The following is a 13,057-nucleotide window of genomic DNA, read 5'->3' as shown; positions in this document are numbered from 1 at the left end:
ATAATTACCCCCTACAAAATTAAAAAATTTATTTAATAACTCCTAATTCTTTTCCTACTTTTTCATAAATACTTAAAGCATCATCTAACATTTCTTTTGTATGAGCAGCTGTTGGCATATTTCTAACCCTTCCGGTACCTTTAGGAACAGTAGGGAATACTATTGATTTAGCATAAACACCTTCTTCTAGGAGTCTTTTACTAAATAATTGAGTTTTGGCTTCATCTCCGATAATGCATGGGGTTATCGGCGTTTGACTATTTCCTATATTAAATCCTAAAGATTTTAATCCAGTTTTAAGATAATTTCCATTTTCCCAAACTTTTTGAACTAAAGTATCATCGTTCATAAGTATATTTATAGATTCGGTACAAGCAGCAGCAGCACCAGGAGTAAGAGATGTTGAAAACAAGAAAGGTCTACCTCTCACCTTTAACCAATCTATTAAATCTTTAGAACCTGCAACATATCCACCGACAACACCTATAGCTTTAGATAGTGTTCCTATTTGGAAATCAACTTTATCTGATAGACCAAAGTGCTTGCAAGTTCCAGCTCCTTTTCCCGTAACTCCAGAACCATGAGCATCATCAACGTAAGTAATTAAGTCGAATTCTTCAGCTATTTCAACTATTTCAGGAAGTTTAGCTATATCTCCATCCATAGAGAAAACTCCATCGGTTATAACCATTATTTTTTTATACAATCCACTTTCCTGAGCTTGTTTAGCTTTTTCTCTCAAGTCATTCATATCTGAATGTTTGAATCTTATTATTTTGGATCCAGAAAGTTTGCATCCATCTATTATTGATGCATGATTAAGTTCATCTGATAAAATTGCATCATTTTTATCCATGACAGCTTGAATAGCTCCCATATTGCAATTAAATCCTGATTGGAAAGCTATAGCTGATTCTGTACCTTTGAATTTAGCTATAGTATTTTCTAAAATATCATGGATTTCTAATGTACCATTTATTGTTCTTACTGCACCAGCACCAGCTCCATATTTTTCTGTAGCCTCAACGGTAGCATTTATTAAATTTTTATTTGTAGCTAGTCCAAGATAATTGTTAGATGAAAGGTTAATTAGATGTTTTCCATTTATTTGAATGATAGGACCATTAGAACTTTGAAGAGAATCAATTTTGTTATATAGACCCTTAGATTTTAAATCATTAAGATTTTCGTTAAGAAAAGTAGATAATGCCTTACTTTTTGAACTTATATCTAAACTCATAATTTATCCCCCTAATATAAATTTGTACTAATATAATTTTAAGTTTCAATATTAAAGATTGTAAATGATAATCGAAAATCAAATTTTCTAAAAAAATAACAAAAATAAACAGCATGCATTATAAATGGAAGTTTTTTTATGAAATATAAAAAAATACACAAAAATGCTAAGACTTTTACTACCAAAAACATCAAAAATTTGATATTCTAATAATTGCGTTTAAAAACATTGACAACGAAGGAAGGTCTTAAACATGAAAAAATCAGATTTTATTAAAGGATTACAAGAATATATTGTTGTAACGATAGGAGTAATCTTAGTTGCTATTGGGATACAGTACTTTTTTGCACCTAATGATATAGCTGGAGGAGGACTTAGTGGTTTAGCTCTTATAATAAACCATTATTCGCCGAGTTTATCTATGGGAATTATAATATTTATGGGTAATTTAATACTGTTTGCAATATCATTTATTTTAATAGGTGGAGATTTTGGATTAAAAACAATATATGCAAGTTTTATGTTGTCTGTAGTAATAGATTTTATGGATAAAATTTTAAATTCAACAGCTTTAACTACAAATTTATTGGCTGCTGTAATAGGGGGTACATTAGTAACTGCGATAGGTCTAGCTATGGTTTTCGCAACAAATGCATCTACTGGTGGTACAGACATTTTAGCTAAGATATTAAATAAATATACTACATTTAATATAGGAATATCACTTCTAATAGTGGATTTATTTGTTGCTATAATGGGAGGATTCACTTTTGGACTTAGAAAAGGAATATATTCTATGTTAGTTATAATTTTAAATGGATTATTGATAGATAGAGTAATAGAAAAAATAGAGAAAAAGAAAAATATTAAAGAACAAGAAAATGAAGAAAAATTAGAAGAAGCAGCATAATTAATGCTACTTCTTTTTTATTTAGATAAATAGTTTTTATTTGCTTGTTCCCAATTAACTACATTCCACCAATTTTCTATATACTTATTACGCTCATTTTTATATTTAAGATAATATGAATGCTCCCAAAGATCTATAGCTATTATAGGTTTTACTCCTGATGTAATTGGAGAATCTTGGTTTGAAGTAGACATTATAGCTAACTCGCCATCATCATTAGAAACTAACCAAGTCCATCCAGATCCAAATGTATTTAGTGCTGATTTATTAAATTTTTCTTTGAAAGATTCAAAAGAACCAAAATCTTTTTCTATAGCTTTTAATAGTTCATCTTTAGCTTGCCCACTTTTATTTGGGCTCATTATACTCCAAAAAAAGTTGTGATTATAAACTCCACCAGCGTTATTAATAATACTTTGTCTTACATCGCGTGGAAGTATAGTTGGATTAGATAAAAGTTGATCTAAGCTTTTATATTCAATTTCTGGATGAGTGGAAAGTATTTTATTTAAGTTATCAACATATGCTTGATGATGTTTGTCATGGTGCAAAATCATAGTTTCCTTATCTATATAAGGTTCAAGTGAATCATAGGCATAAGGTAGTGGCTCTAATTTAAATTCTTTATTATCGGGCATATTAGCATACGAGTTAATGTATAAAAACATAAAAAAAACTAAAAAACTAAAAAAAATTTTTTTGATTTTAATGAAAATCACCTCCTAATTGATATTATGCTCATTAGAAAAAAATAAATTTAAATTTTCCTGGGAAATATGAATTTATATATGAATGTGTAATCATAAAGTTGAATTTAATGGAAATAATATTTAATAAAGGAAGGAGGGAAAAATATGAAGGAAGTTATAGTAATTGGAGCAGGAATAGGTGGGCTAACAACAGGAATAAGATTATTACAAAATGGTTATAGAGTTACTATCTTAGAAAAAGAAAGTACAGTAGGAGGAAAAATAAATCAAATTAAAAATAAAGGAGATAAATTTGATTTAACAGCTAGCATACTTATGACACCTCAAAACTATACTGAGATATTTAATTATGTAAATAAAGATTATTCAAAGTATATAGATTTAGTAAAATTAGATACTATGTACAAAGTTTTCTATCAAGACAATACTAATTATGAATTTTATAGTGATATTTCTAAAACTATAAAATTTTTAGAATCTATAGATTGTAACTTAGGAGTAGCTTATTTAAAGTACATATCAAATTCATATAGCAAATATGTTTTATCAAATGAAAAATTTTTAAATAAACCTATGGAAAATTTAAAAGAGATTTTAAACTTTGAATCTGTAAAAACTGCAATTAAATTAAATCCAATTCCAAGTTCATATAAGTATACGTCTAGATATATAAAAGATAATAAAATAAGAGATTTTTTATTGTTTCAATGTATGTATATAGGAATTGACCCATATGAAAATTCTAATTTATATACTTTAATCCCAGCTATATCCCAACTATATGGGCTTTGGTATATTAAGGGTGGAATGTATTCGTATATAAAATCTTTAGAAAAACTATTTTGTGAAATGGGTGGGAAAATATATATAAACAAAGAGGTAAATGAGATTTTAATAGATAAAGGAATAGTAAAAGGTGTAAGTACTAGTGATAGAAAGTATTCGTCAGATATCGTAGTATGTAATGCAGATTTTCCATATGCAATAAAAAAATTAATAAAGGAAGATGTAAATAAAGATAAAAAAATTGAAAAACTTAAACTTTCATGTTCCACGTTAATCATTTATTTAGGATTAAATAAAAAATATAAAAATTTAAAAGTTAATAATATATATATTGGAGAAAACTTTAAAGAAAATATACAAGCTCCATTTAAAGGTGATTTGCCTAATAAACCTTCTTTTTACATGTATTGTCCTAGTAAAATAGATCATAGTGTATGTGGAGAATCAAAGGAGATTTTAAACATAATGATTAGAGTTCCTAACTTAGAGCATGAGAATATTGAATGGAATGAAAGACTAGTAAAAAGTTTTAGAGATAAGGTTATACAATCGATAACTAAGATTAAGGGTATGGAGGATATAGAAGAAAATATTATTTACGAAAAATATTTGACTCCTAAGGATATAGAAACTAATTTTAATGCATATAAAGGATGTGCATTTGGTATAGCTCATAACATTAATCAAATAGGGTATTTAAGACCACATATAAAATCAAAGAGTGTTAAAAATTTATATTTTATAGGGTCTTCAACGCATCCAGGGAATGGAGCATCTGTAATAGTAAAAGGAAGTAAATTAATCGCAGATGAGATAATAAAAAATAGTTAGTCATATTAATATGACTAACTATTTTTTATTAAATTTTTAAAATTAGAGCATTGTGTGCTCTAATTTTATAACTTCGTATGAGATAATCGCTGAATTCAATTAAGATAAATTTTTTCTTAAGATACTCATTTATTATCTCACTTTTTAACGATAGTATGTTTGCTAAAAGTAAGATTAAAAATCTACACAAAAAAAGTAATTTCAATTTAAGGGTAGTACTAATTTGAATAAATTAGCATATAAGCGGCACTGCTATTTAAGAACGTTAAATAATATACCTTAGAAATTAGAATTACTTTACATGAATGCTAACATAAAAGTATATATAAAAGTAGAAAGTGGACTAACATTACGATTTAGTGGAGTGAAATAACAAAAATATACATTTTACTCCATTAAAACCATGTTTTAGTCCATTTTTGATTTTTATAAAAATGTATATGGTAGTATGAAATTTAAAGATTTATGTAGATTTAAAAAATGGGGATTTAAATTGTAAAGTTAATAGTAGGAGGGAAAAATGAAAAAAAAGCACATAGCTATAGGGTTAGCATTAGTAGTTATTTGGGGAGGAGCCATAGGGTTCTTAGCTTATAAAAGCAAAGATAAAAAGGTTAAGGAAGAGCAAGCCATTAAAAGGTATATAATTCCTGAAAATAAGAAAACTTTCTTCAGTGGAGTTGTAGAACCGTCAAAATCTAAAATTTTCTATAAAGACATAAGTAAGGGATCAGATTATGAAATAAACAAGAAAAATGGTGAAATTGTAAGTAAAGGAAGTTTGCTTATAACATATAAAAACGAAGAAATAGCAAATCAAATATCAGACTTAGAAGATCAAATATCAGATTTAAAAAAAGAAAAAAATAAAAGTAGTGAACCTAAAAATAATGAAATTCAAAACAATACAGATGTCATGAATCCAAATGTAGGAGCTTCTATAGAAGACCAAATAAAAAGTAATAAAAAACAAATAGAGAAACTTAAGAAAAAAGAATATACACATGAATATGCCCCATTTGCAGGAAAAGTTAGTGTTCCAAGTAAAGCAGCAGAGGGTGAAAACCAAGTTTTATTAAAGTTAAAAAGTAATGATTTATATGTAAAAGCACAAGTATCAGAGAGAGATTTAGAAAAAACAAAATTAAATCAAGATGTGGATATACTAGTATTAGCAAATGACAAAAATGTAAAAGGTGAAATACTTGATATTTCCTACGATCCAGAAGAGCAAGTTGTTCCAACAGAGGGAGCGGTATCAACATCTCAAGTTGCTAATTATCCAGTGACAATAAGTTTAGATTCAAAAGAAAATGTAGTAAATGGATATCATGTTCAAGTTAAATTAAAAGATACTGAAAAATTGATAGAGATACCTACTTCAGCTGTTAAGACAGAAGGAAGTAAAAAATATGTTTATTTAATAAAAGATAATAAGCTTGTTAAGCAAGATATAAAAACAAAAGGAGAAAAAGGGAAATCAACAATAGTATCATCAGGCTTAAAAGAAAAAGATGAAATTGTAGAAGTTATAAATAGTGAGATGAAAGAAGGTCAGGAAATTGAATAGCTTTATCGAACTTAACAATATACAAAAATACTATGGACTAGGAAAAAATAGATTGCATGTTTTAAAGTCGTTAAGCCTGGAAATTAAGCATGGAGATTTTGTAATGATAATGGGTAAGTCAGGGAGTGGAAAGACAACTCTGTTAAATATTTTAGGTTTTTTAGATAAGTTTGATGAAGGAGAATATATTTTCGATGGAAAAGATGTTACAAATTTAACAGAAGTTGAAAGATCTCATTTTCGTAACAAAAATATAGGGTTTATATTTCAACAATTTCACTTGATAAATAATTTGAATATCTGTCAGAATATAGAACTTCCTCTTCTTTATGATAATAAATTGGGAAAGAAAGAAAGATTAAAAAGAGTTGAAAATAATTTAAAAATGGTTGGATTATTAGAAAAAATAAAGCAATTTCCAAATGAGTTATCTGGAGGTCAGCAACAACGTATTTCTATTGCACGAGCGCTTATTAATGATCCTCAATTAATATTTGCTGATGAGCCTACAGGTGCATTGGATACTAATACAAGTAATGAAATCATGAACATATTAAGTTCACTAAATAAACAAGGAAAAACTATTGTTATGGTTACTCATGATCCAGACCTAAAAAAATATGCAACAAAAGTGGTATACCTTAAAGACGGTGTTTTTATTGAGGAGGGATAGATATGAGTATAGAAAATTTAATCAAAAGTTCTCTGCTAAGCTTAAAAGCTAATAAATTAAGGGTTTTCTTAACTATGATAGGAATTATTATAGGTATAAGTTCTGTTGTAGTTGTATTATCTATTGGGGATGGACTTAAAGAACAAGTTTCTAAAACAACAGGAAAAGTAAATGCAAATAAAGTTACTGTAAGTTTTTACTCTGAAAACCCTGAAGCAGATTTATCGTCTGTTGAACCGTTTATAGAAAATGATATTTATGATTTAAAACATATAGATGGGGTTGAAAAGGTTGAAAAACCAAAGGAACAGGAAAGCTTTGGTTTTGGGAATGGATTGTATGGAGAGGTTAATTTTTTAGATAGACATACATCTATAGGAGCTACTGCTTATGATGATGATAGTGAGAGTATGAGCTTAATACCAGCTCAAAAATCAGATAAAGTTGAATATGGAAGATACTTCGAAAAAAGTGACATAAAAAATGATGTAATAGTATTAACATATCAAAATGCAAAAAAACTATTTGATGATCCTAAGTTAGCTGTAGGGAAGGCTATAAACTTAAATGGAACTATGTTTGAAGTTATTGGAGTTCAAGAAAAAGGGGAGAGCTTATTTTCAGCTAATGAAGATTTAATACAAAAATCGTCTATTGATAGAATAAATGAATTACAAAATAAGAATAAGGGAAATGAAATAACTTCTTTAGATGTTTTCATATCACCTGGATATGATTTTGATGCTGTTTCAGAACAAGTTAAGGAAATGCTACAAGAAAATCATCCAGAAATACATGGAACATATGATGTTTTCAATCCAGGAAGTATAACGGAGGCATTTACTAAAATAATCTCAAGTATAACTATGTTTATTACTCTTATAACAGCTATATCACTATTTGTTGGAGGTATAGGTGTTATGAATATAATGTATGTTTCAGTTACGGAAAGAAAAAGAGAGATAGGAATAAGAAGAGCAATAGGAGCTACTCCGAATTCTATAATGTTGCAATTTTTATTTGAAGCTATGTTTGTAACTTTAATAGGGGGACTGTTAGGAATTTTAATAGGATTTGTTTTATCACAAATTGCAGGTATGTTCATGCCATTTAAGCCTGTGGTTACTATAAAAACATTTATAGGTGCATCAGCTACATCTGTAATAGTTGGTATTATATTTGGGATAATACCTGCATACAAAGCATCTAGACTGGATCCTATAAAGGCTATATATAATTAAAAATAAAAAGGAGAATATATATGAGGGATTTAAAAACATTAATAATACAACCAAAAGAATATTTCAAAGATTTTACAAAGGAAGAATATGAAAGTAAAGAACCTATAAAATTAAGATACTGGTTTATAGCTCTTGTAGCTGTAAGTATTTTAAGTGGAGTAGTTATGAATTCACAGATGTCTGACTTAGTAGGTGAGTTAGGACTTGAAGGCGCAGGGAAAACCGGATTTATGGCATTTCAATGGGCGTCATATATTGTTGGACCATTAATATATGCTTTAATATGTGTTAATATATTATACTTTGTAAGTAAAATGTTTATGGGATTTGTTGAAAGTGAAGAAATAAAAGACAAAAAATACTTTAAAAGTTTACTATATATTAGATTTATAGTATTCTCTATAGTTTTAGCCATTCTATCTTTAATAACAACAGTAGCTGTGAGTGATATACAAGCACAAGCAATAGCTAGTCAGTTAAATAATATACTTATAAAATTATGGGCTACATATTTCTTATATGGAATATTTAAATATTACTTACAAACTAAAAAATTACATAAAATACTTCCAACGATTTTATATATTTTAACATTGATATTTGCAATAGTGTCTATAGTAAATGTTATAATAGCTACTCCTATATAAAATATTAAAAATAAAAGCTACTCATTTTGAGTAGCTTTTTTGATTTCTATATATTCTTTATTTTCTCTTTATCCCATATAAACAACTGATCTGAGTTATTTAGAGAGTTAAATAAATTTCTTTTAATATTAGGAATATCTAAGTTAAGTTTTTGTATTAGTTCTTTAATATTTTGTCTATTTGTGTGACCATCAGCTGGGCATGGATTTTTAATTACAGGATAATTGAAATCCTTAGTGGCTTTTTTAGTCATATATTCTTCAATATAGACCATAGGTCTTATTATAGTTAAATCTTGTCTATCTAAATAAGTTTTTGGAGAAAAGCAACTAACTCTTCCTTCAAAGAACATAGACATTACAAAAGTTTCAACAGCATCATCTTTATGATGTCCTAAAGCAACTTTACTACATCCAAGTTTTTTTGCTGTATCATTTAAGGCGCCACGTCTTAAGTTTGCACATAAAGAACATGGATTTTTTTCTTTTCTTATATCAAATATAATTTCTTTTATATTTGTTTGAACTTCGTGAAATTCAACTCCTAAATTTGAACATAAATCATATAAAGGCGAATTATCAACACCTCCAGGGTTTAATGTTATAGCTATAAGCTCAAATTTTTGAGGTGAAAAATTTTTATAATTATTTAAAATATGAAGAAGAGTTAAACTATCTTTACCTCCAGATAAACCAACTGCAATTTTATCTCCATCTTGTATCATATCAAAATCATTTATTGCTTGTCTTGCTTTACTTAATAACTTTTTCATAAAATTAGATGCCTCCTAAAAGCATAATAGTACTTAAAAATTTATTATATCAAACTAAAATTCTTATAACAATTGTAATAAATTGTATTAAATAAAAACTTCTTAAGTAAATAATGAAGTTATTGACGATAAGAGTAAAGTAAATTTTTATTGGTAAAAATAAAAAATGAAGAAAACGATATTAGCGTATTTAATTTTAAAAAATTTCTAGAAAATATTGCAAAAGGTCAAAATATGTGCTTTTTTGTCTAGAAAAGGCATATATTTTTATGTTAAAATATGAAAGTGATTCTTATGGGAGGTCGAAGATAAAAATGGCAAATAATAAACAACCATACGCTTTAGTTTTTGGAGTATCAATATTTGATATAATCGGATTTACAAATGATAATTATAGATGTAACGACTCAAATCCAGGAAGGGTTAAAACTTCTTTTGGTGGAGTATGTAGAAACATAGCAGAAAATATGGCTAGAGTAGGTATAAATACAAAGTTCATATCAATATTAGGTGATGATGAAACAGGAAGAAGAATGATGGAACATTCTAAAGTTATGAACTATGATATGGAAGACTCTTTAATAATTAAAGGTGGAAGCACACCTACATACATGGCTGTTTTAAATCATGAAGGAGAACTTGAATCAGCAGTAGTTGATATGAAAGTAACTGACATGTTTACAACAGAGTTTATAGATTCAAAAGCAGAAATAATAAGAAATGCTGAATATATGTTTTTAGACTCGGATAAACCTGAAATTGTTGAATATATATTAAAAACTTTTGAAGGACAAACTAAATTTATCTTAGATCCTGTATCTGCTTGTAAAGCTAAGCATATAAAACATTTAATAAAATATTTCCATACAATAAAACCTAACAGATATGAAGCGGAAATAATGTGCGGATTCGAAATAAAGTCAGAGAATGATTTAAGAAAAGCTGGTAAACACTTTATAGATTTAGGAATAGAAAATGTATTTATAAGCTTAGATGAAGATGGTATATATTATAATAATGGAACTGAAGAAGGAACTATAAAGGCAAATAATGTTCCTGTTGTAAATGTTACAGGAGCTGGAGATTCATTTGTAGCTGGGTTAGGATATGGTTACATGAGAAACGTAAGTTTAAAAGATACAGTTAAATATGCAGTAGCTATGTCTGTTTTAACTATAGCTCATGAAGATACTATACACCCAGAAATGAGCGATGATGTTGTTTTAGAACATATAGAAAAGCTTAATTGGACGGAAAAAATATACTAGAATTATAAAAGGACTATCTAAAATAGATAGCCCTTTTTTGATTATTATTAGAATGCCCAGTTTCCATCTGTGAATATTTGAACTTTTTCACCGTTAGCTTTTTCACCAACTATGTTCATATCAGCAGAACCTATCATGAAATCAACATGAGTTATACTGAAGTTTATGCCATGTTTATCTAAATCTTCTTGAGGTATGTTAACTCCGTTTTCAACACAGCTCTTATAAGCTGTACCTATAGCAAAGTGACAAGAAGCATTTTCATCGTATAAAGTATTGTAGAATACTATATTTGTATTTGATATAGGAGATTTAAATGGAACTAAAGCAACTTCTCCAAGATAGTGAGAACCTTCGTCTGTATCTATTAATTTAGCTAAAGTATCATATCCTTCTTCAGCAGTAAAGTCTACTATCTTTCCATCTTTAAATGTTAATGTAAAGTTGTTTATAACATTTCCACCGTAAACAAGAGGTTTAGTACTTGCAACTATACCGTTAACACCAAATTTATGAGGTAAAGTGAATACTTCTTCTGTTGGTATATTTGGATTGAAGTTTACTCCGTTTGGATCTTTTGAAGCTCCACTTGCCCATATATGACCTTCAGGTAATTCCATAGTTATATCTGTTTTACCAGATTTGAAGTATAAAGTTTTAAATTTGCTATCATTTAAGAAGCTCATTCTAACTTTTAAGTTTTTATTATGTTGATTCCAAGCTTCTATTGGATCTTCTTGGTCGACTCTTGTACAATGGAATATTGCTTCCCACATTTTATCTATTGCTTCTTCTTCAGAAACTCCTGGGAATACTTTTTTAGACCAGTTTGCTGTAGGAACAGAAACTATACTCCATTTTGATTTATCAGATAGAGTATAAGATCTCCACTCTTGTAAAGCTTCAGCAGATGCTTTTTGGAAGTTAGCAACTTTTTGAGGGTCTACATCTTTTAATAAATCTGGATCTTGAGCGTAAACAGTTAAGAAAGCTCCGCCTTCTTTAGCTATTTTTACGTATTGATCAGAAACCCAAGTTGGGAACTCGTTGAAAGTTTCATCTGGTGCATTTAAATATTTTATAAGAGTACATTCTTCATCTGACCATTCTATATGTACATCCTTAGCTCCTAGGTCATAAGCTTTTTTTACAACTTTTCTTACAAATGGAGCACACTCAAGAGGAGATCTAACTAATAACGTTTGTCCAGGTTGTATATTAACTCCTACCTTAACAGATAGCTCAGCATATTTTTCTAAATTTTTTTCTAAATTCATAAAGGCACATCCTTTCAAAATAATTGTATTTAAAATAAGAATAAGTCTTTCTTAGCCTAAGTATAACATCATTTTGTTAATACATTTACAGTTTTTTTTTAATATTAAAAAGTTGTACTATTCTAAAATGAAAGACTATTCAAACTTATTATTTTAACGATATTATTTTAAAATACCCATAAATTTAAATTTTAAAAACGGATTGATTTTAAAAAATAAAGTAAATAATGTAACTATTTTGAGAACAATGAAAGATAGTATAAAACTATATATTTTGATATAATAATATTTATTATATTTGTAGATAGGAGGAATTAGATTTGCAGTTATATGATGCGATTTTTTATAGAAAATCTATAAAAAAATACTCTACAAAAAGATTAAGCATAAATATGTTTGAAGAAGTTCGAAATTTATGTGAAGATATGGATAGTTTAAATAAAGAAATAAAGATTAAGGCACATCCTATTTTAAAAGGGGATAGCTTGAAATTTATAATAAAAAAGAGACATAGACTAGTTGCTCCTCATTATATAGTTTTAACAGTTCAACTTCCTGAAATAGAAGAAAACGAAGAAGGGGATGTTGAGAAGCCAACTCCAATAAAATATTTAGATAGTGTAGGATTTGCAGGAGAAGAGTTAATTTTAAAATTAACAGAAATGGGATTAGCAACGAGTTGGTTAGATGATAATTTTAATAAAGAGTCTATATTAGACTTTGTACACTTAGAAGAAAATGAAAAGCCAGTAATGTTAATAGCTATAGGATTTCCAGATGGAAATGAATTGTTTAGAAAAGAAAATGAAAATATAGATAGAAAACCAATGAAAAAGATTGCTAAGAATGTAGATGAAAAATGGACTAATATAATTGAATGTGTAAGAATAGCGCCATCATACAAAAATTCGCAACCATGGAGATTTTATCAAAACAATGGGTCTCTTGATATATATATGAAAAAAGATTCAGATGAAAATATGAATCAAATTAATATGGGGATAGCTTTAAAGCATTTTGAAATTGGATGTAAATATCATAATATAGATTTTAAATATGTAAAATTAGACGTTAAAGACAAATTAAGAAAAGAATATTATATAAGTGTCGTATAATTAAGGAGTAACTCTAT

General features: G+C 27.7%; 12 protein-coding genes. 8 read left to right on the top strand and 4 right to left on the bottom strand.

The window, feature by feature from the left end; genetic code table 11:
- Positions 1 to 28: 28 nt before the first annotated feature.
- Positions 29 to 1,240 carry a glycine C-acetyltransferase gene (locus KXZ80_RS15620; RefSeq protein WP_021434277.1) on the bottom strand — a complete coding sequence of 404 codons (1,212 nt, stop codon included), beginning with the start codon at positions 1,238 to 1,240 and terminating at the stop codon, positions 29 to 31.
- Positions 1,241 to 1,493: 253 nt separating this feature from the next.
- Between KXZ80_RS15620 and KXZ80_RS15615 the strand changes: the two genes are divergently transcribed.
- Positions 1,494 to 2,150 (top strand): YitT family protein, encoded by a 657-nt coding sequence (locus KXZ80_RS15615; RefSeq protein ID WP_021434276.1) that lies wholly within the window; start codon positions 1,494 to 1,496, stop codon positions 2,148 to 2,150.
- 17 nt (positions 2,151 to 2,167) lie between these two features.
- Here the strand turns inward: KXZ80_RS15615 and KXZ80_RS15610 are convergent, their stop codons facing one another.
- Positions 2,168 to 2,818: a superoxide dismutase gene (locus KXZ80_RS15610; protein WP_052011394.1), complete on the bottom strand. Its 651-nt coding sequence runs from the start codon at positions 2,816 to 2,818 to the stop codon at positions 2,168 to 2,170.
- Positions 2,819 to 3,004: 186 nt separating this feature from the next.
- On the opposite strand from KXZ80_RS15610, the gene KXZ80_RS15605 reads away from it, so the two are divergent.
- From KXZ80_RS15605 to KXZ80_RS15585, 5 genes are all read left to right on the top strand, one after another.
- A complete protein-coding gene (locus tag KXZ80_RS15605; protein ID WP_021434274.1) occupies positions 3,005 to 4,477 on the top strand; it encodes a phytoene desaturase family protein in 1,473 nt (490 codons plus the stop codon).
- 520 nt (positions 4,478 to 4,997) lie between these two features.
- Positions 4,998 to 6,047, top strand: coding sequence for an efflux RND transporter periplasmic adaptor subunit (locus tag KXZ80_RS15600; protein ID WP_021434273.1), 1,050 nt, complete (start codon positions 4,998 to 5,000; stop codon positions 6,045 to 6,047).
- Positions 6,040 to 6,720: an ABC transporter ATP-binding protein gene (locus KXZ80_RS15595; protein WP_038286044.1), complete on the top strand. Its 681-nt coding sequence runs from the start codon at positions 6,040 to 6,042 to the stop codon at positions 6,718 to 6,720. Before KXZ80_RS15600 ends, KXZ80_RS15595 begins: the two co-directional genes overlap by 8 nt.
- A 2-nt stretch (positions 6,721 to 6,722) precedes the next feature.
- Entirely contained in the window at positions 6,723 to 7,961 is a 1,239-nt protein-coding gene (locus KXZ80_RS15590; RefSeq protein ID WP_021434271.1) for an ABC transporter permease, read from the top strand.
- Between the two features lie 20 nt (positions 7,962 to 7,981).
- On the top strand, positions 7,982 to 8,608 hold the full coding sequence (locus KXZ80_RS15585) for a YIP1 family protein (RefSeq protein ID WP_021434270.1): 627 nt from the start codon (positions 7,982 to 7,984) through the stop codon (positions 8,606 to 8,608).
- Between the two features lie 46 nt (positions 8,609 to 8,654).
- Here KXZ80_RS15585 and KXZ80_RS15580 read toward each other — a convergent pair whose 3' ends face one another.
- The gene (locus KXZ80_RS15580) at positions 8,655 to 9,380 is read right to left on the bottom strand and encodes a tRNA 2-thiocytidine biosynthesis TtcA family protein (protein ID WP_021434269.1); all 726 of its coding nucleotides are present in this window, start codon (positions 9,378 to 9,380) and stop codon (positions 8,655 to 8,657) included.
- A gap of 314 nt (positions 9,381 to 9,694) precedes the next feature.
- Between KXZ80_RS15580 and KXZ80_RS15575 the strand changes: the two genes are divergently transcribed.
- Positions 9,695 to 10,648 carry a carbohydrate kinase family protein gene (locus tag KXZ80_RS15575; RefSeq protein WP_021434268.1) on the top strand — a complete coding sequence of 318 codons (954 nt, stop codon included), beginning with the start codon at positions 9,695 to 9,697 and terminating at the stop codon, positions 10,646 to 10,648.
- 47 nt (positions 10,649 to 10,695) lie between these two features.
- Here KXZ80_RS15575 and KXZ80_RS15570 read toward each other — a convergent pair whose 3' ends face one another.
- Complete coding sequence (locus KXZ80_RS15570; protein WP_021434267.1) at positions 10,696 to 11,925, bottom strand: aminopeptidase; 1,230 nt, start codon at positions 11,923 to 11,925, stop codon at positions 10,696 to 10,698.
- Between the two features lie 320 nt (positions 11,926 to 12,245).
- Here KXZ80_RS15570 and KXZ80_RS15565 point away from each other — a divergent pair, with 320 nt between their 5' ends.
- Positions 12,246 to 13,040 carry a nitroreductase family protein gene (locus tag KXZ80_RS15565; protein WP_021434266.1) on the top strand — a complete coding sequence of 265 codons (795 nt, stop codon included), beginning with the start codon at positions 12,246 to 12,248 and terminating at the stop codon, positions 13,038 to 13,040.
- Positions 13,041 to 13,057: the final 17 nt, after the last annotated feature.

Origin of the sequence: Paraclostridium bifermentans, assembly GCF_019916025.1 — a bacterium.
Classification (GTDB): Bacteria; Bacillota; Clostridia; order Peptostreptococcales; family Peptostreptococcaceae; genus Paraclostridium; species Paraclostridium bifermentans.
The sequence above is the reverse complement of the archived record's forward strand: the minus strand, read 5'-3'. Positions and strand labels throughout refer to the sequence as shown.

What these genes read in the sequence shown, in the direction of transcription:
- KXZ80_RS15620 (WP_021434277.1), bottom strand. Translation starts at nt 1,240, where the DNA reads ATGAGTTTAGATATAAGTTCAAAAAGTAAGGCATTATCTACTTTTCTT.
- KXZ80_RS15615 (WP_021434276.1), top strand. Translation starts at nt 1,494, where the DNA reads ATGAAAAAATCAGATTTTATTAAAGGATTACAAGAATATATTGTTGTA.
- KXZ80_RS15610 (WP_052011394.1), bottom strand. Translation starts at nt 2,818, where the DNA reads ATGTTTTTATACATTAACTCGTATGCTAATATGCCCGATAATAAAGAA.
- KXZ80_RS15605 (WP_021434274.1), top strand. Translation starts at nt 3,005, where the DNA reads ATGAAGGAAGTTATAGTAATTGGAGCAGGAATAGGTGGGCTAACAACA.
- KXZ80_RS15600 (WP_021434273.1), top strand. Translation starts at nt 4,998, where the DNA reads ATGAAAAAAAAGCACATAGCTATAGGGTTAGCATTAGTAGTTATTTGG.
- KXZ80_RS15590 (WP_021434271.1), top strand. Translation starts at nt 6,723, where the DNA reads ATGAGTATAGAAAATTTAATCAAAAGTTCTCTGCTAAGCTTAAAAGCT.
- KXZ80_RS15585 (WP_021434270.1), top strand. Translation starts at nt 7,982, where the DNA reads ATGAGGGATTTAAAAACATTAATAATACAACCAAAAGAATATTTCAAA.
- KXZ80_RS15580 (WP_021434269.1), bottom strand. Translation starts at nt 9,380, where the DNA reads ATGAAAAAGTTATTAAGTAAAGCAAGACAAGCAATAAATGATTTTGAT.
- KXZ80_RS15575 (WP_021434268.1), top strand. Translation starts at nt 9,695, where the DNA reads ATGGCAAATAATAAACAACCATACGCTTTAGTTTTTGGAGTATCAATA.
- KXZ80_RS15570 (WP_021434267.1), bottom strand. Translation starts at nt 11,925, where the DNA reads ATGAATTTAGAAAAAAATTTAGAAAAATATGCTGAGCTATCTGTTAAG.